Origin of the sequence: Neobacillus sp. YIM B06451 (assembly GCF_032667185.1) — a bacterium.
In the GTDB taxonomy this organism is placed as follows: Bacteria; Bacillota; Bacilli; order Bacillales; family Cytobacillaceae; genus Bacillus_D.
Genome location: NZ_JAVFKJ010000006.1, coordinates 147342 through 169081 on the forward strand (window position 1 = coordinate 147342; position 21740 = coordinate 169081).

Annotated in this window: 18 protein-coding genes; 7 read left to right on the forward strand and 11 right to left on the reverse strand. The window is 41.8% G+C overall.

Annotation, left to right across the window (positions count from 1 at the left end):
* Positions 1–15: 15 nt before the first annotated feature.
* Both RB160_RS12810 and RB160_RS12815 read left to right on the forward strand, forming a co-directional pair.
* Positions 16–717, forward strand: a complete 702-nt coding sequence (locus RB160_RS12810) for a glycosyltransferase family 2 protein (RefSeq protein WP_316570804.1) — start codon at positions 16–18, stop codon at positions 715–717.
* A gap of 68 nt (positions 718–785) precedes the next feature.
* The gene (locus tag RB160_RS12815; RefSeq protein WP_316570805.1) at positions 786–2024 is read left to right on the forward strand and encodes a glycosyltransferase; all 1239 of its coding nucleotides are present in this window, start codon (positions 786–788) and stop codon (positions 2022–2024) included.
* 54 nt (positions 2025–2078) lie between these two features.
* Here RB160_RS12815 and wecB read toward each other — a convergent pair whose 3' ends face one another.
* The 10 genes from wecB to RB160_RS12865 form a co-directional block, all read right to left on the reverse strand.
* Complete coding sequence (gene wecB, locus RB160_RS12820) at positions 2079–3209, reverse strand: non-hydrolyzing UDP-N-acetylglucosamine 2-epimerase (protein WP_316570806.1); 1131 nt, start codon at positions 3207–3209, stop codon at positions 2079–2081.
* Positions 3210–3254: 45 nt separating this feature from the next.
* Entirely contained in the window at positions 3255–3623 is a 369-nt protein-coding gene (locus RB160_RS12825; protein WP_316570807.1) for a hypothetical protein, read from the reverse strand.
* 118 nt (positions 3624–3741) lie between these two features.
* A complete protein-coding gene (locus RB160_RS12830) occupies positions 3742–4815 on the reverse strand; it encodes a glycosyltransferase family 4 protein (protein ID WP_316570810.1) in 1074 nt (357 codons plus the stop codon).
* Positions 4816–4824: 9 nt separating this feature from the next.
* On the reverse strand, positions 4825–6075 hold the full coding sequence (locus RB160_RS12835) for a protein kinase domain-containing protein (RefSeq protein WP_316570812.1): 1251 nt from the start codon (positions 6073–6075) through the stop codon (positions 4825–4827).
* Between the two features lie 47 nt (positions 6076–6122).
* A complete protein-coding gene (locus RB160_RS12840) occupies positions 6123–7136 on the reverse strand; it encodes a glycosyltransferase family protein (RefSeq protein WP_316570814.1) in 1014 nt (337 codons plus the stop codon).
* A 32-nt stretch (positions 7137–7168) separates the two neighbouring features.
* Positions 7169–8113 carry a CgeB family protein gene (locus RB160_RS12845; protein ID WP_316570816.1) on the reverse strand — a complete coding sequence of 315 codons (945 nt, stop codon included), beginning with the start codon at positions 8111–8113 and terminating at the stop codon, positions 7169–7171.
* Positions 8114–8262: 149 nt separating this feature from the next.
* A complete protein-coding gene (locus RB160_RS12850; protein ID WP_316570818.1) occupies positions 8263–10026 on the reverse strand; it encodes a glycosyltransferase family protein in 1764 nt (587 codons plus the stop codon).
* 60 nt (positions 10027–10086) lie between these two features.
* Positions 10087–11922: a heparinase II/III domain-containing protein gene (locus tag RB160_RS12855; RefSeq protein WP_316570820.1), complete on the reverse strand. Its 1836-nt coding sequence runs from the start codon at positions 11920–11922 to the stop codon at positions 10087–10089.
* A 14-nt stretch (positions 11923–11936) separates the two neighbouring features.
* A complete protein-coding gene (locus RB160_RS12860) occupies positions 11937–13193 on the reverse strand; it encodes a nucleotide sugar dehydrogenase (protein ID WP_316570822.1) in 1257 nt (418 codons plus the stop codon).
* 156 nt (positions 13194–13349) lie between these two features.
* A complete protein-coding gene (locus tag RB160_RS12865; RefSeq protein WP_316570824.1) occupies positions 13350–13814 on the reverse strand; it encodes a hypothetical protein in 465 nt (154 codons plus the stop codon).
* A 116-nt stretch (positions 13815–13930) separates the two neighbouring features.
* On the opposite strand from RB160_RS12865, the gene RB160_RS12870 reads away from it, so the two are divergent.
* From RB160_RS12870 to buk, 5 genes are all read left to right on the forward strand, one after another.
* Positions 13931–15049: a YheC/YheD family protein gene (locus RB160_RS12870; protein ID WP_316570826.1), complete on the forward strand. Its 1119-nt coding sequence runs from the start codon at positions 13931–13933 to the stop codon at positions 15047–15049.
* Positions 15050–15534: 485 nt separating this feature from the next.
* Entirely contained in the window at positions 15535–16869 is a 1335-nt protein-coding gene (locus RB160_RS12875) for a hemolysin family protein (protein WP_316570828.1), read from the forward strand.
* A 267-nt stretch (positions 16870–17136) separates the two neighbouring features.
* Complete coding sequence (locus RB160_RS12880; RefSeq protein WP_316570830.1) at positions 17137–18498, forward strand: amino acid permease; 1362 nt, start codon at positions 17137–17139, stop codon at positions 18496–18498.
* Between the two features lie 555 nt (positions 18499–19053).
* A complete protein-coding gene (locus RB160_RS12885; RefSeq protein ID WP_316570832.1) occupies positions 19054–19977 on the forward strand; it encodes a phosphate acyltransferase in 924 nt (307 codons plus the stop codon).
* Between the two features lie 12 nt (positions 19978–19989).
* Complete coding sequence (buk, locus tag RB160_RS12890; protein WP_316570834.1) at positions 19990–21072, forward strand: butyrate kinase; 1083 nt, start codon at positions 19990–19992, stop codon at positions 21070–21072.
* Positions 21073–21115: 43 nt separating this feature from the next.
* Here the strand turns inward: buk and RB160_RS12895 are convergent, their stop codons facing one another.
* Complete coding sequence (locus RB160_RS12895) at positions 21116–21727, reverse strand: LysE family translocator (RefSeq protein WP_316570835.1); 612 nt, start codon at positions 21725–21727, stop codon at positions 21116–21118.
* Between the last annotated feature and the right edge of the window lie 13 nt (positions 21728–21740).

The window sequence follows — 21740 nt, forward strand, 5'->3', positions numbered from 1 at the left end:
AAAGGGAGGATTGTTGTGGTCTCTGTCATTACGTGTACGAAAAGGCCGGATTTTCTTCAAGCAATCCTTCGTAATTTTGAAAACCAAACAATTGAAGAGAAGGAACTCGTGCTCATCCTTCATGGATTTAACAAACATCTAGTTAAAGGCTTGTCCGATAACCCGCTTATTAAAGTCATTGAACTTCCATTTGAAGAACCGCTCGGCTCTTGTATAAACAAGGGAATCCGCCAGGCAAAATACAATATCATTGCACGGTTTGATGACGATGATTATTATGGTGCCCATTATCTTGAAGAAGCATTGGATGAAATGGCGAGACACGGGGCCGATGTTGTCGGAAAGCAGTCAATATTTATTTATTTTAAAGACGAGGGGCTACTCGGATTGCTCTTTAAAGGCAAGGAAAATACATTTATTAAAAATATCGATGATACATTGGCCGGCTCGACTCTTGTTTTTAAAAAAGTTGTTGCCGAGAGAGTACTGTTTCCTCCGATTTCGGTGGGGGAAGACGCAGTTTTTTTGGAGGAGTGTAAAAATCTTGGGATCTGTATGTATGCATCTTCTCCATTTAATTATGTGTATATCCGTTATTCTAGCTCCCACCACACCTCGGATTCAGACAATAGGCGGTTAAAAAAACATTGTTCTCCGCTTGTATTAACAAATGATTTCCAAAATTTTCTCCCTGAAAGCAAGCCTGGCTTCATGTAATTAAATACAGCGAATCTGAAAAAACCACTATAGCAATAAAAAGCTAATTTGAAAGGGGGGTAGGATGGATGGATAACGATTACTTAAGCGGAGAGCGAATGAGAAAAAATCTTTTAATGAGAAAAGAGCATTTTAAAAAAAGGCGGATAGGCCTGAATTCCCCTCCACAACAGTTGATTCTTAAAAAGCTTGGATCAATTGTAGAAAATAATCCGGGTAAGCCGATTGTTCTTTTTCCCTCTTTGGTTGATTGGAATATTCCTCTTTTTCAACGTCCCCAGCATATCGCCCTCAATATTGCGAGCGAAGGAGTAGTGTATCTTTATGGGACGGCTAATCAATATGATCAAATTGATGTTGTTGAGGAAGTCATGCCAGGCTGTTTTTTAGTAAATATGAGAGAACCGGAAGTTGAAGCGGCAATCCTCTTATTTTTGGCCAAACAAAAAAATAGGGTCATTGTGCATATGTACTCCGGAGATATTGTAAGGGAATACGGATTTGTGAGAAAGTGCCTTGAAATGGGATTTGACATCTTATATGAATATATCGATGAATTATCCCCGAGTATATCCGGTGTTCCCATTCCGAGGCCAATCCTTGAAAGGCACTTGAAAATACTTGAAAATCAATCGTGCTATGTGGTTGCGACAGCGGATAAACTTTACAATGATATATTGGATAAAAGGCCTCCTGTTAGATGCGCGCTTGTTTCAAATGGTGTGGATTATGAACACTTTCATACAGTCCCCAAGAATGGTTCCACGCCGGTATTAGTGGACGGCCTCCATCTGGGGGAAAAGCCTGTTATTGGCTATTTCGGGGCACTGGCGAACTGGGTTGATTATGCCCTTCTTGAGAAGCTCGCCTTCTCAAGGAGTGACTGGCAACTTGTTCTCATAGGTTTGGACTATGACGGCAGTATAAAGAATAGCAGGCTGCTCTCCATGCCGAATGTCCATTATTTAGGCACGGTAAGGTATGAGGAGTTGCCCGGCTATGCCCACCGATTCAACGTTTCTATAATCCCGTTCCTTGTCAATGAAGTGACAATTGCGACATCTCCTATTAAGCTCTTTGAATATATGGCTGTGGGGAAGCCGATTGTTTCAACAAACCTTCCGGAATGCAGGAAATACAGTGTTGTTATGGTTGCTAAAGATCATAAGCAGTTCATGGAAAGAGTGGAGACTGCCCTTGAACTGGGAGGAGATGCAGAACTTATGAAACAGCTAAAGGATGAAGCCCGGAAAAACACATGGAGGGAAAAAGCCAGATCCATTTTACACCTGCTTAACACCGAATAATCATTCCTTCCCGGCTGGAAATAGGGTAAGGAATGATTAATTGGTTTTTCTATATTACTTTGATTCCGTGTGAAGGCCAAAATAATGGAGGATGGCGTCCACTATTCTTTTTGATGCAAAGCCATCCCCATAGACGTTAGAAGGGACCGACATGTTTTTATACAAAGAATCATTTGTCAATAATTCCTTTGTTAACCGGTAAATTCCTCCCTCTTCTATTCCTGCAAGTTTTAATGACCCAGCTTCAATACCCTCGGGCCGTTCAGTCGTATCCCTTAATATGAGGACAGGCACTCCAAGGAAAGGAGCTTCCTCCTGAATTCCTCCTGAATCGGTAAGAATCAAATACGATCGTGCGCAAATATTATGGAAATCAATTACATCAAGAGGATCTGTTAAATGAATGTTAGGCTGGCCAGCGAGTATTTCCGCAGCTAATGTTTGAATAGAGGGGTTTAAGTGGACTGGATAAACTACTGCAACATCGTCAAATTCCCTTGCAATCCTTTTTACAGCCTGAAATATATTGATCATTGGCTTCCCGAGGTTTTCCCGTCTATGTGCGGTTAGGAGGATAAGCCTTTTTCCTTCGGTTGAATTGAGCAGGTCATGTTTATAGCTTTTGGTTACAGTTGTTTTCAAAGCATCTATTACAGTATTTCCTGTTAAAAATAATGTCCCAGGGTCTTTGTTTTCCTTGTGCAAGTTGCTTATTGCTGTCGCCGTTGGGGCAAAATGAAGGTCTGCAATAAGCCCTGTCAGTTGTCGATTTAATTCCTCTGGAAAAGGAGAATGCTTATTAAAGGTCCGAAGCCCGGCTTCAACATGGCCAACCTTTACATTGTTATAAAAAGCAGCCAGGGTGGCTGCGAAGGTAGTTGTAGTATCCCCGTGAACGAGAACCAGGTCAGGCTTACTCTTTTTAATGACCGTGTCTAGGCCACTTAAGGATCTGGAAGCAAATTCCCCTAAGCTTTGCCCCGACTGCATTAAGTTAAGGTCAAAATCCGGATGGATGGAAAAGGCTGTTAAAACCTGGTCAAGCATCTCTCTATGCTGGGCTGTTACAGTTACGGATGTTTCAATCAAATCTGGGTGCTTGGCAAGTTCATTTACCAATGGAGCCATTTTAATTGCTTCGGGCCTCGTACCAAAGATCACCATGACTTTTAGTTTTCTTTTCACATCTATTGATCCTTTCCCATTTATTGAGTATCGAGAAAGAGATGGTTACCAGTGATCGACCTCAAAGGATATGCTTTCGATGTCACGGCATGAAATGATAACTGCAACCGGAGGAAGCTTTGGTGATTTCATTCCTGGCTGAATAATGACTACACACCCGGTGCACTTATCAAAACATTTGATGGTACCAATGATTTCATCACCGCTCTTTGTTCTAAAACGTAATGTTTTCTTTTTGTTTTCCAGTTCACATAAAATCAAGCAAATGCAATGTTTGTTGTCTTTGCAATGACAGTCATCCTCGCATTCGTCGTGGTGCTCATGATGGCCTGTTTGCTTACAGGAAATAGAATTGAATACCTCCTCCAGGAAATCTTCGTGCTCCATCTTGCCTTTCTTATGACCAATATCCATTTAAATGCTCCTTCCTTTGCGTAGGTAGGTTATTATACCACCATGTTATTCGTGGAGGAGAAAAACAGTGTTAGGCGATTTAATTAGTTAGGAGTAATTCCGAAAAACCATCTTCTTCTTACTGGCGGTATTGTTCATAAATCCTTACCAATTGCTCGGTGATTATCCTACTGTCATATGCCTTTGTTACAAACTCATAGGATTCACGGGCTGATTGTTGTAGAAAGCTTCGTTGATTGACCACTTTTACCAACTCGTTTATTAATTCACCATCAGATAGCTGCCTGAAGGCTCCCCCCATCATAATTAAATCGTGGTTGTCTTTTGTAATCACACCTCCGAACCCATCCCACATTGCATAAACAGGTATTTTGCAGGAGAGGGCTTCCAGTGCGACTCTCCCACTGCCCATCACCAAGTCGGATATCCGGTAGAAATCCTCGATATTTTCTTGCCATCCCAATAATTTGATCTTAATATTGGAAGGTACTTTTTGGGGAATGGCTTTTTTCACTTCGTTGAGCTTTCCACCATCACCAATGACTAAAAGGTTTATCCCTTCTACAAACTTTGAAAGCAGGGGAGTGCATTTTAATAATTGGATGATCGGCACTTCCTTGTCATCATCAAAACGGCTTACAACTGAAAGAGTAAAGTTGGCTGGGTTAAGCCCCAGAGAGGAGATTAAGCTCCTATCTCCCGCTTTGGGATAAAACTTTTGAAAGTCTATTCCGTTTCGGATAACGGAAATTTTCTCAGGCTGATATGCATTGCTCAAAAGATACAGTGCCACCCTAAAGTCTACGGCTATTATTCTCTTTAATACTTTGCTAACTTCATAACCTAGAGGAGAATCATCCACCCCGAAATCATAAATGCCATGCATTGTAACAATTAAAGGTTTTTTAAAATGAATCGCAAATTCTCGTCCTTTATCAATTGCTGTAAATGGATGTGAATGGATGATATCTGGCTTGAACTTCTCAATTTTTTTAAAAGAGCCATCTGACCAATTAAGATATGTGAATTTTGAAGGGGTTATTTGCGAAAGAATTTGTGGTGAGATTGATGCGGTGAATAAAAAAATTTCATGTCCAAGTTTTGTTAGTTCATTGACAAGTGTGACAACATGGGTCTCTAATCCACCTTGTACCAGATGGTCTGCAAGCATGAGTATTTTAATAGCGGCCACTCCTTTCCATCATTTGTGTTTTTTGCCATCTTGAACTTTTGTGAATTTTTCATACTCCAATTCTCTTAAATTCATGTAGTAATCTTTTTGGAAAACGAAGAGTTCATACTGGTGAAGAAGTTTTAGTTTTTCCTTCAAAACATTCTCGGGGAGCTTTTTATCACCATATCCAAATACATATAAATTTTTATTGCATAAACTGTGGACAATTTCAGATAGTGCGATATGCTGTGTATGGCCATATTCCCCATGTAAATTATGGGTGACAATTTTTTTATAATCCTTCCCTCTCAACTCGTTTTTTATTTTTTTTGTTAAAGCAGGCCTGTCAAAATCCCCTTTCCAAACGTCAGGGAAATCCCATATTTCATATTCAGCTCCCAGTCTTTTCATGACAAATTTAAATTCGGAAGCTCGTTCTTTATTATTGCCGTTTGTAACGCAAATTACCTTCCAGCCTTTTTCCTTAATTAGTTCACCGCCGCCGAATAAGACTTCATCATCCGGATGCGCGACAATCATCAGTTTATCTGCTTTTATTCGAACATCTTCCTTTCCTTCCGATTCGATTGTTTTCAAATAGGTTTCCAAGTCATTCTGGAAATCCTTTGCAGTTTGGTAACGTTTTGAGGGGATCTCGTGCATTGCTTTTTCAAGGATTTTTCTAAGCCTAGAGTCTTCCAGGGTGGAAGGTTTACTGTCCCCATTTATCATGTACACACATACGGCCGCTGTTGCATAAAGGTCGTAATTATCGCTGGCTTCATTTGCAAAGGGGGCCATCCAGGCCTTTACTTTCCCGCGGTATACCCCTTTTATGTCCTTTACCTCCGAAGAGCCGAAATCGATAAGCTTAATTTCACAATTCTCCCGGTCGGTCAATAAAATGTTTCTGGGGCCTATATCAGCGTGCAAGATCCCTTTGGAATGCAACTCATTTAAGGCTTTTAAAATATTGATGGTGATTTTCAAAGAGCTGATTAAATCGTATTGTTTTAATACACTTCCGTGTACTCTTTCCATGACAATCCACGCATGGCCTTCATGGATAAAGAAATCATAAAATTGAACCAATCCTTTATAGTCCCCATAGCTTTTCATTAACCATGATTCCCTTAGCGCCTTTGCGATATTGGACATTTTTTTTACAGCGATTTCCCTCTTCTGGATTGAATCAAATCCAAAGTAAACAAGACCGGATCCCCCATAACCCTGTTGCTTCATCTGAATGATGTAGTTTCCCCAAGTTAGTTCTGCCACTTCGGCGGTTTCCTCCTTTTGTTAGAACGATTAGATTCGCATTCCTCCTATTTTTTCTTTAAGGCTTTCTGGATGATTTTCAACGCTTCTTCTGCCCGCGAAACCCAATCGTGTTTCATGGCCTCTTTTTGTCTTTCATGGATTTTTTCCACCGTATTCTCCATAAATGCCTCTTCAATCTTTGCAATGACATTTTTCTTTTCTGCAAAATAGCACAAATGTTTGTATTTGGAAAGTTCGGGCAACGGGGCGCTCACAACCGGTTTTCCTGCTGAAATGTATTCGTAGAATTTAATTGGATTTGTGGCTTTTATCATATCTGTCATTTTAAAGGGAATGATGGCGACATCAAACCAGCTTAAATAATGGGGCAGCTCTTCGTAAAACTTCATGTCCAACATCGTGACATTGCGATGTTTTATTTGGATATTCTGAGAACCGATTAGCACGACTGGGTACCGATTCGCGATTTTCTCAATTATTTCAACATCCAGCCACGAATAAATAGCCCCGTAATAGCCGATTAATGGAAGTCCCTTTGTGGACGGCAAATCTTTAGGGCGGTCTCCAATCGGACTTGAAGCCTTTTTAAAGTGTTCAAAGTCCGCACCGTTTGGCAATAAATAAACGTTCTTCCCGTTTGCCTTATGCTCGTTATAAATTGGAGGGGAGGTAGCAAAGATAATATCGCATTTTTCTTCCATTTCCGGGATGTACGATTTCCAGACGGAAAACTCATCAGAAGGAAGATCGCAGGAATCAAAAATAGCTAAATCAGGTTTATGCAGGTCGATTTGCTTTGCTTGATTCACCGCGCACCAAAGAACTTTCTTTCCTTCAATAAATGGTGAAATATCGACGTCCTTTTTTACCACCCTGAAATTTGGAAGATGTGAAAAAGGGACTTCAACCGGTTTATCCTGATCGAAAAAAGTTTCAGGATTTAAAAAAAGGACATTGACTCCTAACTCCGCCATCGCTTTCATCATTTGTTGGGGCCTTTGGTGCATGAATTTATAATCAATGGCTGGAGGATAAATAATGGTTATCTCTTTTTTCATCTTAAGCCTCCCTCTTTTCTGTCGAGTTATTTTTACTCATTAAGCGTTTTTATGATTTCTGCTGCGCGCTGTTTATACGTATGGTGTTTATAGACAAACTCCTGACCCGCCGAGGCTATTTTTTCTCTTGCCTTTTCATTCTTTAAATAAAAACCCATTAATTCAACTGTTTCTTTATAATTGCTAGACCAGATGAGATGCTTATGATTTTCAAACATCGATTCAATTGCTTTCGTCCGCTGGGTTAAAAAGAAGCCTGCGCAGCCTAGAACTTCAAATGTCCTCATTGATTGCATCGTAGCCGAGTCGGTTATTGAATGGACTCCAAGGGTAATCTTTGCAGACGAATAGGCGTAAACGGATTCCTCATGTGAAAGATAGCCCTTTGCATATGGACCGGGGACATTAAACCGGTGATCTGGATTCTGCCAGTCCATCCCATAGATGGCAATCGCTTTTTCTTTATCTATAAATGGCTGTAAGATATATGTGTACGCTTCATACCGCTCGTCAAAAACGTCATAATTATTTCCAATGTGAACAGCATCAAGGCCCGAATACGGTTTTTTTGGCTTTTTCCGATTGTAGTAATCCGGGTCCATCGCAAAGGGTACGCAAATTGCCTTATGGTTCCTTTTTTTGTAATTTTTTAGCATTTCTACACAGGGAGTAAGCGTCAAAACGGATTTTTCAGCCCATTCCATTGCAAGTGAATCATTGGCGACAGGATCCTCAATCGCCCAATAAATATGGGGGATTTGGAACTTTTCAAGAACAGGAAAGACGAACCTTTTCGTATCGACTCCGCCTTCCGTGAAAATATAATCTGGTTTAAACCGGTTGATTTTTTCAATCATGCCTTTTTCCGACTGTTCGGGAACCTCCAACCTGTCCGTTTCCCAGCCCATTTTTTCAAAGCCGGGCTGCATCCCGTATTTAATGATGGGCGGCGGATTTGTAAAAAGAATTTTCAACATGCAGCACTCCTTATCTTTCACTTGTTGGTGAATCAATGTGGCCTTTAACCTTTCTTGGCATAGTATGAAGGTTTCAGAAAAATGTAAGGGTATTGGCATAGTAATTTAAATTAATCGGAAAGAATTCGTCTAAAAGGTTTTGGAAACGACTATACGGTTACATAATCCTTAAAGTTCTCAACGTTTGGAATAATCATTGACTTGTTGATGAATTCTTCATCTGATATTTTCCAGCTATGCAATGTGTGTTCCCTAGATTTTACCCGGACATGGTTAAACCGGTCATTTGAATAGATGGTGATTCCTTTTTCATTGCAATCCTTTAAAAACTTTGTGTCAGTTCCTTCATTGCCCTCTGGATACGATACTAGTTTAAACACCTCTTTATTGATGACCATTGTTGTTCCCGAAACAAAATTAGTGAAGGTATGCTCCTTATCCAATTCCCTCAGAACAAATTTATTTGCAGCTTCAACATGAGCATAATAGGTGCTTTTTCCAACAATTTCAGCCTTGGACCAGGTAAATGCATGCATTGTATCAAGCAAATAATTAGGAGCATAATAATGTTCTTCATCGAAAACAGCAGTATATGGATGCCTGCTGAATTTTATGCCTGCTGAGAAACTTTCCCCATAAGTAGTACCGGCAGGCATCTTTTTGACTTGAATGTCGTCATCGTCATTGATCAACCTCATCCAGTCATCTTCTTGAATAGAGCCTTCATTTATTAAAACAACGAGTTCTTTGTTCTCGTAGTTGAGTTCTCTATAGTTCTTTAGAATATTGGCGATGTGCTCTTGGCTTGTATTAACGGTTATCAAAGATACTCCCGGCAAATCGCCTTTTCTCTCATACTGTAAACCAATAAGGTCCAGGATTTTTTCAAACCGATGCTTATATAAATGGTGTTTATGAATTTCACGGATTCCTAACAAGCTCAATTTTTCTCTTTCCTCTTTGTTTTTCAACAATCTTTTCAAGTGATTTTCCACATCTTTTTCTGAGGAAGCGACTTTCACAATACCCGGAAACATGGAGGAAATGCCATCCGATATGGAACTGATTACACAAGTTCCCGAGGCCAGAAGTTCGAATACCCTTCTTGAGAACATTGTCGGGCTGCTCGCCACCGAATTTATATTTAAAAAAACCTTAAAGATTTTGTAGGCTTTGACCATATCAAGATAATCAAGATATCCAATAATATTATTCTGAAAATAATCGGGGAATTGATAATTTTTGTTGCCTTTAAAAAGATACATTCGATCAAAAATTTTTAAGTCATAACGGAGAGCGGGTTTTAAAAGAAGGTTAATAAACTCCTGCCTTTTTAAATGTTTGAAAGAATACCAAGTTCCTGCAAAGGCTACGTTCTCTTTCGGTGAGTTATTTGAAAAAATAGGATTATGAACTGCAGGCTGTGCCGCAAAGGGAAGTGGATATACCCGCTCATGGTTAACCATCTTTTGATATTTTGGAATACAATTACTATCAGTGGTAAAGACATAATCAAAAAATTTCGCTGTGGTAATAAAATAGGGGAAGTTAGGTGGGTCTTCCTTATTCCAGAATACTGTAGGAATGCCTTTTTTATTGCAATATTGAATTAATGCCTTTATTTGGGAATGATCGTGCTTTCCCACGCTTGTCAGCAGGTTCCGCCATGAATCATTAACTCCCCGCCAAGCCGATTCCACAAGCAGGAAATGGGGCTTAAATGCTTCAATTTTTTCAACCCAGTCAGTTAAATAAAGCTGCATTAAATTGCACTCATACTTAAAACACTCGAAGCTAAAGGTGTCCAAAATACACGCGACTCTAATTTCAGGGTGCTCACAGTGGTTTGTCGATATTTCTGGGATTGCCTTGATTTTCTGATGAAGAGATTCATCTATCAAAAAAGAGCCCATCAATTGTTAACTCCTCTCTGCCGTATTGAGTTATTTGTTCAAATGTGTAAGGAAGGATGTTCAGCCCTTTAATTCCTTCCACCTTTTCTTCACTTCATTTTCCAGTTGAGTTTTTGGAAGGCTGAGCCAATTCATTTTCTTACCATTCAGGTAAAGTTCATGAGTATATTGGTGTAGAATAATCATTACTTCCTGTTGATTGATTTTGAATTTCACAAGGTTGCCATACCATGAAAAGTTGTCAATGGCCGGTTTGTTCTTATCAATCAGCATTTGGGTGGCAAAACGCGCTTCCTTCCCTGTTTGTGTGAATTGGGCATTCCATGTCGGTTCAAGAATAGAATGCTTCGGGGAATACCAGCCTTCCAAAGGACTTATCCGGCCTTTTTTTAATTGGGTAACCCCATGATTGTGGATTAGCGGTATTAGAGAAATACACTCTTTTCCTCTAAACTTTCCAATAACCGTTCTTCCATCTGAACTGCAATCAATGGAAGGGTGAAAAAGAAAGTTTTGAACCACAGTCTTTGTATCCTTGGCGATAACCCAGTCGATTAATAGGAAGTTGCTCGGTTTTAGGAAGATTAGCAGCCTGTAATGGAGCACTCCTCTATATAAGCAATGTGTTCCGGAAACCACGGATAGGTTATCACAAGAAAAATATCCATTTAGCCCTGACTTGCCGATATTTGCTTTAGATGTGTCCATTTCCTCTCCGGCAACGACAATTGTATTATGTGCTCTTGCGGACTCCGCGTATATTCTTCCCGGGTCGGAGTAGTTGTAACTGAACTTCCCCGCATCTGTCAGGATAGGTACGCCATTTCCGTATAAAATAAGGGCAAGTTCATCCTTATGTTTATGGACCCGTGAGTGGAAGCTGCTGTAAAGAATCGCCTGGACAGTTTCTTTCGTATAATTCCATTGATTTCTTAGAAACGCATAGCCTCCCTCACTAAAGACTTTCTCCAAACTAAACTCATTAAGGAGGCTATGAGGCTTTTTTAAAAGTTTTGCTTTATCTACCAAAGATTCAGGAAGCTCATTCCATAAGATGAAGGGACTCATTTCACTATCGCCGATTGGAGGTATTTGCCCATCCGGCTGAACGATATAGATAAAAAAAGTTAACAGCTTATCAAGGTGCTCAATCAGCTTATTGGCGGCAGCTGGATCGTATTTATTTAGAAAATGATAAAATGTGTAAAAGCGGCCTAAAAAGATATAAACGTATGCGGGGGAGTGCTCTTTGTAACTGCCATCCTCGGCAATTAAATGGTCAACCTGTTTCCAAAAACGTTTTAAAGAGGTTTCCTTCCATTCCTTCGATTCTTTCAAATAGCTCAACGTAATCGAAGCTGTGTAGAGGGCGATATCTTGATCAAGACCATGATTATGATTTGGCATATAAAAGGAATCGTTCATCAGTTTCTGACAATGTTCTTCAATTATTTTTTGGAAGAAGAGATGCTTCTCCTCTGAAAAAAGAGCTTTTCTCCAAGATTCATGCAATTTGCAAATAATAATAAGCCGTAATGCAGTGGAATGATCATGCCAGGCCATTTCGGATACGGCAGTTGAATCTGGTGGATTTTTTGAATGCCAATCTTCAAGGAATAAAATTGCTTTATTTAAATATTGAATATCACCATATAATTCATAACCATAAATGAGATTTTCAATAATTGTTAATGTGTGAAGCCAAAATCTCCAGCTTCTGTCATTTAACGGGTCCGCAGTCCATAAATCTCTATCTGCTAAAATGGTGGGATAGCGTTTACTGATATAAATTTTATTGTTTAGCAAACCATCGCAAACTTCTTTTATATTCAGTCCCGGCTTCGTAACTGGAATTATATTTATTCGTTCACGTTTAATAATAGATTCATACTCCATTGTAATACCCTCACCTAGGACAAGCCGAGCTGATAAACCGTAAATCCATCTTCAGCCAGACCGCAATAATTGATACTATTTCGTGTATCAAAAATGTTCTTCGTCCGAAAATTGTTCAGATACTTTTTAAAATCTATTTCTTTGAATAACGTATGATTCGTTAGAATAACACAACAATCTGTATCCTTTAAAACTTCCTCAAGGGAATCCACCTGTTCATCCAATACTTTTTTATCTACATTGGGATCAAACACTTTGACGGAAACCGGAATTTCTTTTAGTAATTGAAGTACTTTAAGAGAAGGGCTTTCCCTCATATCGTCGACATCGCCTTTGTAAGTCAAGCCTAGGAGTGAAATGACTGGGTCAGGTATTTGATTTACTATTTTCGCTATTTTATCAGCAATACAATAGGGCATTCTGTCGTTAATGAATCTCGCTTTTCTTATCAATCTAGCTTGATCAGGGGCTTTTTCGATGATGAACCATGGGTCCACGGCGATGCAGTGGCCGCCAACTCCCGGACCTGGATTGAGAATATTCACCCTGGGATGTTGATTGGCTAAAGAAATCGCTTCCCATATATTGAATTTTTCTTTTTCAGCGATGAGGGCGAATTCGTTTGCAAGGGCGATATTGACATCCCGATACGTATTCTCCATAAGTTTGACCATTTCCGACGTGATTGCATCTGTTAAATGGATTTTTCCTTTCACAAAATGTCGGTATAGGTTTGCCGCTTTTTCAGCCGACTCTTCATTTATCCCCCCTATAATCCGGTCATTCTCAACCATCTCCCTTAGTAAATCCCCGGGAATTACACGTTCTGGGGAGTGGGCAATAAATAGTTCTTCCCCGATAACCAAACCTGTGGCACTTAGCAAAGGAGTGAGAACTTCATCGACAGTTTTAGGAGGAACTGTTGATTCAAGGACAACAAGATTGCCCTTTTGTAAAAAGGGACAAATCATTTTTGCTGCTGTTTTTACAAAGTTTAAATTGGCTCTATTGTCTTTATCCAAAGGGGTAGGGACAGAAATAATAAACGCATCTGCGGTGCAGGGTTCAGGAGAAAATGTAAATGTTTCTGTTTCAATAACATTTGTAAACAATTCTTTAAGGCCTGGTTCGCGGAACGGCAATAATTGGTTGGATAGTTTATCGATTAATTCCGTGTCAATGTCGACTCCGTGGACTTGAAGGCCTTTAGATGCAAATAAAAGCGCGGAGGGTAACCCGATATAACCAAGTCCTAATATACAAACTTTCATAGTATCACCTTTACGGAAAAATGGTTGCGTTACAGGATATTCTTCTGTCCACCATACTGCCAATACTTATGCCTATGTGAGAGGTGCTAAGTTCCAGGGATAAAAAAAGGAGGCTAATGCCTCCTTCTATTATCTTGAAGAAACCACTTTTATCTATTATGGGCATCCTTTAATTCCCGAACAGACAGGCCCGCATATTGTGGTAGGGGATACAAATGGATTTTGGTTTCCAGCTTTGAAGCCAACCCGGACTTCACCCAATTCCATTGGAGTATCGAATTCAACACAGAATGTAGCGGAGTTATTTGGCTGCCTTCCAAGGTTATAGTTGAAAACAACTCCGATGAGCGGAACCTGGTTTGGCGGAACTTGAGTTCTTTTTTCGCAGTTCGCGCCTGTTTGGGCTGGGCTGAAAGTACACTCTTCAATATTGATAAACTCCCTGAAGAAATCCGGGCAATCAGGGCACACTTCCAAAACCCAGTTGCTCAAATTGTTTTGATTCATCGGAGTGGCACTCTGGACACTATAGCAAAAAAGCCCTTGAGCTGGATCCGATTGAGCGGCCAAGTACGTAAAGGTATACCCGTTAAAAGTAGTTGTTGTGTTTGTACAAACCATTGTTTTTCCCTCCTTTCCAGTGGAATGGACTTACATCAATAGCTTATTTCGATTTTTAATAAGTGCTTGTATGTATACCTAAATTCTCTTAAGTAAAAAAGTACAAGCTTAGAGGGATGCCTTTTTTAGGACCCCTGCTGAAGAAAATGCATAAGATAATTTACGTAGGAGGAGATAATATGAATATACATCCCTTCGTCGGAGTATGCGTTGGAGAAACAGCGGAGACAATCCACGATCCTAATTTTAAGCTTCTTCACATTAGGCTCAACAGTTACAATGGCAAGCCAGTAAACTTTATTAAATTTACTCTCGATAAGCTGGATTTGAGAAATAAGAGTGTGACTGGTGACCTATGGGTGGAGGAAGACCCGGAATTACCGTGGAAAGCGGGAGTGTATCCTTTGCCGCAAGTCATTTTTATGCAGTGCAGATTCGGGAAGAAAAGCCTAGAACCCTTCATTAATAAGGGGATAACTATTTTCAACTCTGTTTTTTTTGATAAAATTGATAATATTAATTTTTTTGCAGCCCATCCAGAGCTAAGTCCCTATGCCCCTGAAACAAAACTGATAAACGATAGTAGTGAAATAGAGGAGTTTCTTTTTAAAAGGGAAAAGGCATTCTTAAAGCCTGTTAATGGCTTTAGCGGAAGAGGCATTGTGTATATAGAAAAAACGGGGGATGGAACAATAAAAGCGAATTACCATCTGAATACACGTTCTGAAGAAGCTTTTTTTTCGAATTTTCCAGAATTGTGGAAATGGATAAATGAAAGCTATTTCCAGGATAGATATGTTATACAGGAGTGTATTGATTCAATTAGAAAAAGAGGAATGCCGACAGATATCAGGCTAAATATGAACCGAAATGAAAAAGGGGAATGGGAGGTCATCAGGCTATTTGGGAGAATGGCATTGAACGGAACACATATGGGCAGCAAGAAAGGAATACATTTTTTTCCTTCAACCTTAAGTTCTATTCTTTCTGAGAGATTAACCAAAAAAGCAATAGAAAACATTGAACAGAAATTAATCGAACTCGGTTATACAATTTGCAACTGTTTCGAGAAAGACAATGAACATATGGCTGACTTAGGAATCGATTTTATGATTGATCAACATAAACGTATATGGTTGATTGAAATTAACACTTTTCCTTCCCCTGCCGGTAATGACCCTTCCGTTACACTCCCACTTGAATATGCACGGTTCATAGCAACCGGCACTCCTTAAAACATCCCTTATTATTGGATTTCACCATAAGCCTTTTTTCAAAGAGACCGCATAATTGCGGTCTTTTTTTCCTTCTAGAAAGGTGTCTACTCAAGGTCCAATGGAAACAAGTTAATAAAGAGCAATTTTTTAAAGAGTAAATGGAGCTAATTAAATAAAGTATCAGCCAAAGAATACACTAAGTACGCTTCGGGTATAGCGTAATAGATTAAGTTTCATGTTACCATTTTGTCAGGGAACAGGTTTAAAGCTAATGTCAGCCTATTTAAAAATTGTTAAGGAATATTTACCTGGCAGTAAGCGGAAACATAAAAGGAATCCATGTTCTTAATTTTAGGAAGACTGGAGTATGAATCCCGGTAAGGGAACAACTTTCATTCTTTATTTTCTAAACATCTTTTTTATCGATAAGGGTAATTTGAGCAATATACCTTCCTTTTTGAAAAAGGACATTGGCAATTACTCATATATGGGAGCTGGTTCTGTTGTTTATTGAAATAGTGGTTCTAATCATACTTATTTTTATCAATGCCTTTTTTGCCGCGTCGGAAATTGCCTTTATTTCGCTGAATGACAACAAAATAAGGATCATGGCAGAGAATGGGAACAAAAAGGCGATTGCGCTGGAAAATTTCCTCTCAGAGCCAAGCCGCTTCCTTGCTACAATCCAGATCGGAATTACGCTCGCAGGATTCCTTGCGAGTGCTTTCGCGGGAAAAAGCTTTGCGGGAAGGCTTGCGGATTGGCTTGTGGAGCTCGGAGTCCCTTTAAACCAAAATTTGCTTGAGTCATTATCGCTTATCATTATTACCCTTGTCCTTTCCTATTTTACTCTTGTACTCGGAGAACTGGTCCCGAAGCGGCTTGCCTTGCAAAAAGCTGAACCAATTGCGTTTTTCGCCGTCAAGCCACTGGCGATTTTGTCCAAGATCACTTCGCCATTCGGGAAACTCCTTACTCTTTCAATGAATGCGATTGTCCGGCTTTTCGGGGTTGACCCGAACGCGGAGGAGGAAAACGTTACGGAAGAGGAAATCCGGATGATGGTCGATGTCGGAAAAGAAAAAGGGACGATCCAGGAAGCAGAAAAGGTGATGATCAACAATATTTTTGAGTTCGATAACAAGACGGTTTCGGACATCATGACGCACCGTACGAATATTGTCGCCCTTCCAATCAATTACTCCCTTTTGGAAACGGTCCGGGTTGTGAATGAAGAAAAGTATACTCGTTTCCCGGTATATGAAGAGAACATTGATAATATCGTCGGAATCCTTCATGCGAAGGATTTACTCCAGTTCATTGAAAATTGCTCCGAAGTCGGATTCAGCCTTAAAAAGCTTATCCGTGAGCCCCATTATGTGCTCGAGTCCCAGCGCATTGACCATTTATTCAAGGACATGCAGACGAACAACGTCCATATGGCCATTGCCATTGATGAGTATGGCGGGACTGACGGAATTGTAACAATTGAGGATGTCATTGAAGAAATTGTCGGGAATATTTTCGATGAATATGATGACCCAGGCATTGATGAGGAAGAAATCATTGTAGTTGATGACAAAACGTATCTCATCCCGGGGACCACGAACCTCTATGAAGTGGAGAGGCTTTTGAAAGTGGACTTGCCCATCCATGAATACGATACACTAAGCGGGTTTGTTATCGGACAGCTCGGTTATATCCCAGGTGAACTTGAGCAGCATACGGTCCAGCATGGAAATATTTTGTTTACAGTGGAGGAGATGAACGACCGGAGAATAACAAAAGTCCGCGCCGACATCCTTGATGGCCAAAAGGTTGAAGATGTTATCGAATAATGGATGCAGCCGGCGATTAGGAACAATTATTGCCGGCTGTTTTATTTGGGTATAAGGAAGTTGGGTAGGGCGGCCTAAACGGTCCGAATTTTACTGATAAACTATATTGAAGTAGGGTTTTTCATGGTAATTATGTTATGAATGGCGCGTTTCTGGAGAACGGGATAACTTGACACCCAATAGTTAAAATTTTTTAAAAATAGTTAATGGCTTATATGGTATTATGGATAAATCGTATTGCACTAATTAGCCGTGGGGTGTTACACAATGGGGAGTCATAATCATGAAAAAGAGGAACTGAAGAGGGGATTAAGCAGCAGGCATATTCAATTGATCGCACTAGGCGGCGCGATTGGGGTCGGCCTTTTTTATGGGTCGAGCGCAACCATTAAGTTGGCGGGTCCTGCTGTTATCCTGTCGTATCTGGTTGGCGGCATAGTCATTTTCGCAATTATGCGGGCGCTAGGCGAGATGGCCGTGGCGGAACCTGTTTCAGGTTCATTCAGCTCGTACGCAAACCGGTACTTGGGTCCTTTTGCGGGCTATTTGACCGGTTGGACATACTGGTTTATGTGGGTCGTTGTCGGCATGGCGGAAATCACTGTCGTCGGGGTGTATGTGAATTACTGGTTCCCGGATATTCCGCAGTGGGTTAGCGCGCTTGTCGCCTTGGTGGTCATTACTGTGATTAACCTGATTAACGTAAAGGCGTTTGGCGAATTTGAATTTTGGTTCGCAATGATTAAAATTGTTGCTATTATTGGAATGCTTCTTGCCGGACTGGCAATTATCCTGTTCGGTATCGGCAATGGCGGGCAGGCGCTAGGCTTTGATAACCTTTGGGCACACGGAGGGTTTATGCCAAATGGCATCAATGGCATTCTGCTTTCCCTTGTCATGGTCATGTTTTCCTTTGGTGGCGTGGAGCTCGTCGGAATTACAGCTGGAGAGGCCGAAAACCCAAAGAGAACAATTCCAAAAGCAATTAACAGCGTGATTTGGCGCATCCTCATTTTCTATATTGGCGCGCTTGGCATTATGATGATCCTTTTCCCGTGGAACAAGGTTGGCTCAGAGGGCAGCCCGTTCGTCCAGATTTTTGATAGTATCGGCATCCCCGGAGCAGCCCATATCATAAATTTTGTCGTGCTGACAGCCGCCCTATCATCATTCAATAGCGGTTTGTTCAGCACAGGCCGGATGTTGTACAACCTTTCGTTGCAAAAGAACGGTCCGGCCTATTTCAGTAAGCTGAATAGTTCCAGTTCCCCAAGCAGGGGGATCCTGTTCTCGTCACTATTTTTACTAGTCGCTGTTTTTCTTAACTATATCGTCCCCGAAAAAGTATTTATTTACATCTCCGCGGTCGCGACCGTTGCGGTCATTACTAGTTGGACAATCATTCTGTTGACCCAGCAGAAATTCAGGAAGGCGCGGTCAGCGGCGGAGGTTGCTAAGCTTGAATTCAAGCTGCCTTTCTATCCATATTCATCGTGGTTCGCACTCGCGTTCCTTGCGTTGGTCATCATCCTGATGGCGTTCATCGAGGGAATGAGGGTAGCCCTGTTCGTAGGCCCTATCTGGTACGCGATTTTGTATATCGGGTTTCGGATGAAGAAAAGTGCATAGTTTATGTGAGCGCCAGTCCTTTTGGATTGGCGTTTTTTTATTTGGTTCTCAGTTTTGGCGGCAGGTTGATAGAGACGGTTTTTTGAACCAGGCCAGGGTTAAAGTGACAACTAAACGGGATTATCGCTGTAGGTTGTCACGCAAGCTGGTTAATCGTGACAACTGAACCGGGTTATGTCTGTAGGTTGTCACGCAAGCGTGTTAATCGTGACAACTGAACGGGATTATCGCTCTAGGATGTCACGCAAGCGTGTTAATCGTAACAACTGAACGGGATTATCGCTCTAGGATGTCACGCAAGCGTGTTAATCGTGACAACTAAAACGGGTAATTGCTCTAGGTTCTCACGGAAGCTTGTTAATCGTGACAACTGAACGGGATTATCTCTGTAGGTTGTCACGCAAGCTGGTTAATCATGACACCCATTCCGCCAATATCACATTTTCAAAAAGTTGTAACAAAGTTGGCATGAAGCGGGCGGCTCCACTGTATTGGAAGCGTTTACAATAGTAGTAAGCCTGAATTTTAAAAAAGTTAGCCTTTAACGGGGTGAATATGATGAAATATAGAAGCTTTTCGGATGTTGTGGAAGAAGCCCTGAAAAGAAAGCCGATTAGGATGAGTGTTGCCGCGGCCCATGACCTGGCTGTTCTTGAGGCGGTTAAAGACGCAGCCGGCCTTGGAATGATAGAGCCAATCCTCATTGGGGATGCAAGGCAAATTAACCAGATGGCCGGTTTAATGGACTTCAGGACGGAAGATTTTGAAGTCATCCACGCTGATACGGATGAAGACGCCTCCTTTACCGCGGCAAAAATCGCGAGTGAAGGAAGGGCCCAGGCAATCATGAAAGGGCTGGTGAACACAACCCCTTTCCTCAAAGGAGTCCTTAACAGGGAGCTTTCATTGCGGACAGGACGAATTTTCAGCCACTTATCGGCATTTGAAATTCCAGGTACAGAACAGCTCCTTTTTATGACGGATGGGGGAATCAATATTGCCCCTGACTATGTACAAAAAAAGCAGATTGTCGTGAACGCGCTTGAGTTCCTTTATCAGATTGGGATTGATTGCCCGCGGACAGCCATCCTCGCCGCCAATGAGCTTGTGATGGAAACAATGCCCGTGACGTGCGAGGCGGGCAGGCTTGTAGCGGAATTAAAGGCGGATTACGGCAAACCTCTTTTATTGGAAGGCCCGCTGCCGCTTGACCTTGCCATCAGCAAGGAATCGCTACTCCATAAGGGCATCGAAAGCGAGCTGGATGGCAAAGCCGATTTGCTAATTGTCCCGACAATAGAAGCAGGAAACATCTTTGGAAAGGCCATTACGTACTACGCGCATGGAACGATGGCGGGAATCGTGCTCGGAGCCAGGGTGCCGCTTGTCCTTAATTCCCGTTCCGATTCCGCGAAGGCAAAGCTTGCGTCAATTGCACTCGCCGTGGTTTCAGCGACGAGTGCGGCGATTCCGGTCTAAAGGGAGATATGCATGATGGCTCATTATATTCTTGTAATCAATCCTGGTTCAACGTCCACGAAGCTGGCAATATACGAAGAGCAGAAACTTCTCTTCTCGGAAACAGTCCGCCACAAGGACGAAACCCTTTCTGTCTTTTTGAAAATTGCCGACCAACATCAGCTCCGTTTGCAAGCCATTTTTGAATTCCTTGAGAAGCATGGCTTTGAAGCCAATCGGCTCACCGCTGTTGCAGGACGGGGAGGCTTGCTTAAGCCATTGAAGGGCGGGACGTACGAGGTTTGCGGAGAAATGCTTGCCGACGCGAGGTCCGGTGCATTTGGGGAACATGCTTCAAATCTCGGGCCGATTCTTGCTTATGAAATAGCTTCGAAACTTGCGATCCCGGCCTTTATCGTCGATCCGGTTACTGTGGATGAGTTCATCCCGGAGTCGAGGCTGTCCGGGTTTGCGGGGATCGAGCGAATTAGCCAGCTCCATGCACTGAACATTAAGGCTGTTTCGCGAAAAATAGCCAACCAATTGGGCCGGACGCTTGACGATTTAAATTTTGTGGTTGCCCATTTGGGCGCCGGCATTTCGGTCGCGGCCGAGCGGCAGGGGCAACTCATTGATGTTAACAATGCCGATAATGAGGGCCCATTTTCCCCTGAACGGTCGGGGACGCTTCCAATAAAACAGTTGATTGGGCTGTGCTATTCAGGAAAATACTTGGAAAAAGAAATGGTTGAACTCGTGACACGGAGGGGCGGCCTTTATTCATATTTGGGAACGAAAAGCGCGCTTGAGGCCGAGAAGCGGGCACTGAGCGGGGATGCCCAGGCAGAGCTTGTCCTAAAAGCGATGGTCCACCAAATCGCAAAGGAAATCGGAGCAATGGCCGCGGTTCTTGATGGGCAGGTGGACGGGATTATTTTAACAGGCGGGCTTGCGTATTCGGAACATATTGTGGAAAAGCTGCGTAAAAAAATCGGATTTTTAGGCAAAGTATTTGTGCTTCCGGGTGAGGAAGAATTGGAAGCACTGGCGGAAGGTGCGCTAAGGGTGTTAAAGGGAGAGGAAACTAAAGGGGAATACAATTATCAACTTGTATAAAAAAGCGGCTCCGATGGAAAAGCCGCTTTTCTTTTTGAAAAAATTATTGATGCCTATCAAGCGCCAATTTTAACCCAAACCCGATCAAGACAATGCCGGTAACCTTGTCCATTACTGTCTGGACGTTGGGTGACATCAGCCAATCACGCAGGAAATTTATAAAATACACATAAAGAAAAAACCAGCTAATAGAAAGGAGTGTGTATATAACGCCCATCAGGACGAGCTGCCTGGTTGTATCACCGCCAGGCTGGACAAATTGCGGCAAAAAGGTCAGGAAAAACATTGCAACCTTCGGATTGAGGACATTCGAGAGAAGTCCCTGCTTGTATGCAGATCCTGATTTTTCACCGGTATTTTTGGCCTTACCCGATTTCTGGCGGGTGATAAACGAGGATATCCCGAGATAGATTAAATAGAGTGCACCCGCGTATTTTACGATTTCAAATGCCAATGCCGATTGCATAAGGATTGCGGAGAGCCCGAATGCGGCTGCAACGGTATGGACCAACGAACCGGTTGTGATTCCAAGGGCGAGCCTGTAACCATCCTTCTGGCCGCCGGCAATGGTCCTTTTGGTAATTAGCGCGGTGTCGATTCCCGGGCTCATGACTACAAAAAGCGAAAGCAGCAAGAACGTAAAAAAGTCATTCATGGCCTAAGCTCCT

Coding starts and splice junctions, on each gene's coding strand:
- RB160_RS12885 (WP_316570832.1), top strand. CDS start 19,054: ATGATGAAATATAGAAGCTTTTCGGATGTTGTGGAAGAAGCCCTGAAA.
- RB160_RS12845 (WP_316570816.1), bottom strand. CDS start 8,113: ATGTTGAAAATTCTTTTTACAAATCCGCCGCCCATCATTAAATACGGG.
- RB160_RS12850 (WP_316570818.1), bottom strand. CDS start 10,026: ATGGGCTCTTTTTTGATAGATGAATCTCTTCATCAGAAAATCAAGGCA.
- RB160_RS12860 (WP_316570822.1), bottom strand. CDS start 13,193: ATGAAAGTTTGTATATTAGGACTTGGTTATATCGGGTTACCCTCCGCG.
- RB160_RS12895 (WP_316570835.1), bottom strand. CDS start 21,727: ATGAATGACTTTTTTACGTTCTTGCTGCTTTCGCTTTTTGTAGTCATG.
- RB160_RS12870 (WP_316570826.1), top strand. CDS start 13,931: ATGCCTTTTTTAGGACCCCTGCTGAAGAAAATGCATAAGATAATTTAC.
- RB160_RS12880 (WP_316570830.1), top strand. CDS start 17,137: ATGGGGAGTCATAATCATGAAAAAGAGGAACTGAAGAGGGGATTAAGC.
- RB160_RS12825 (WP_316570807.1), bottom strand. CDS start 3,623: ATGGATATTGGTCATAAGAAAGGCAAGATGGAGCACGAAGATTTCCTG.
- buk (WP_316570834.1), top strand. CDS start 19,990: ATGATGGCTCATTATATTCTTGTAATCAATCCTGGTTCAACGTCCACG.
- RB160_RS12855 (WP_316570820.1), bottom strand. CDS start 11,922: ATGGAGTATGAATCTATTATTAAACGTGAACGAATAAATATAATTCCA.
- RB160_RS12815 (WP_316570805.1), top strand. CDS start 786: ATGGATAACGATTACTTAAGCGGAGAGCGAATGAGAAAAAATCTTTTA.
- RB160_RS12840 (WP_316570814.1), bottom strand. CDS start 7,136: ATGAAAAAAGAGATAACCATTATTTATCCTCCAGCCATTGATTATAAA.
- RB160_RS12865 (WP_316570824.1), bottom strand. CDS start 13,814: ATGGTTTGTACAAACACAACAACTACTTTTAACGGGTATACCTTTACG.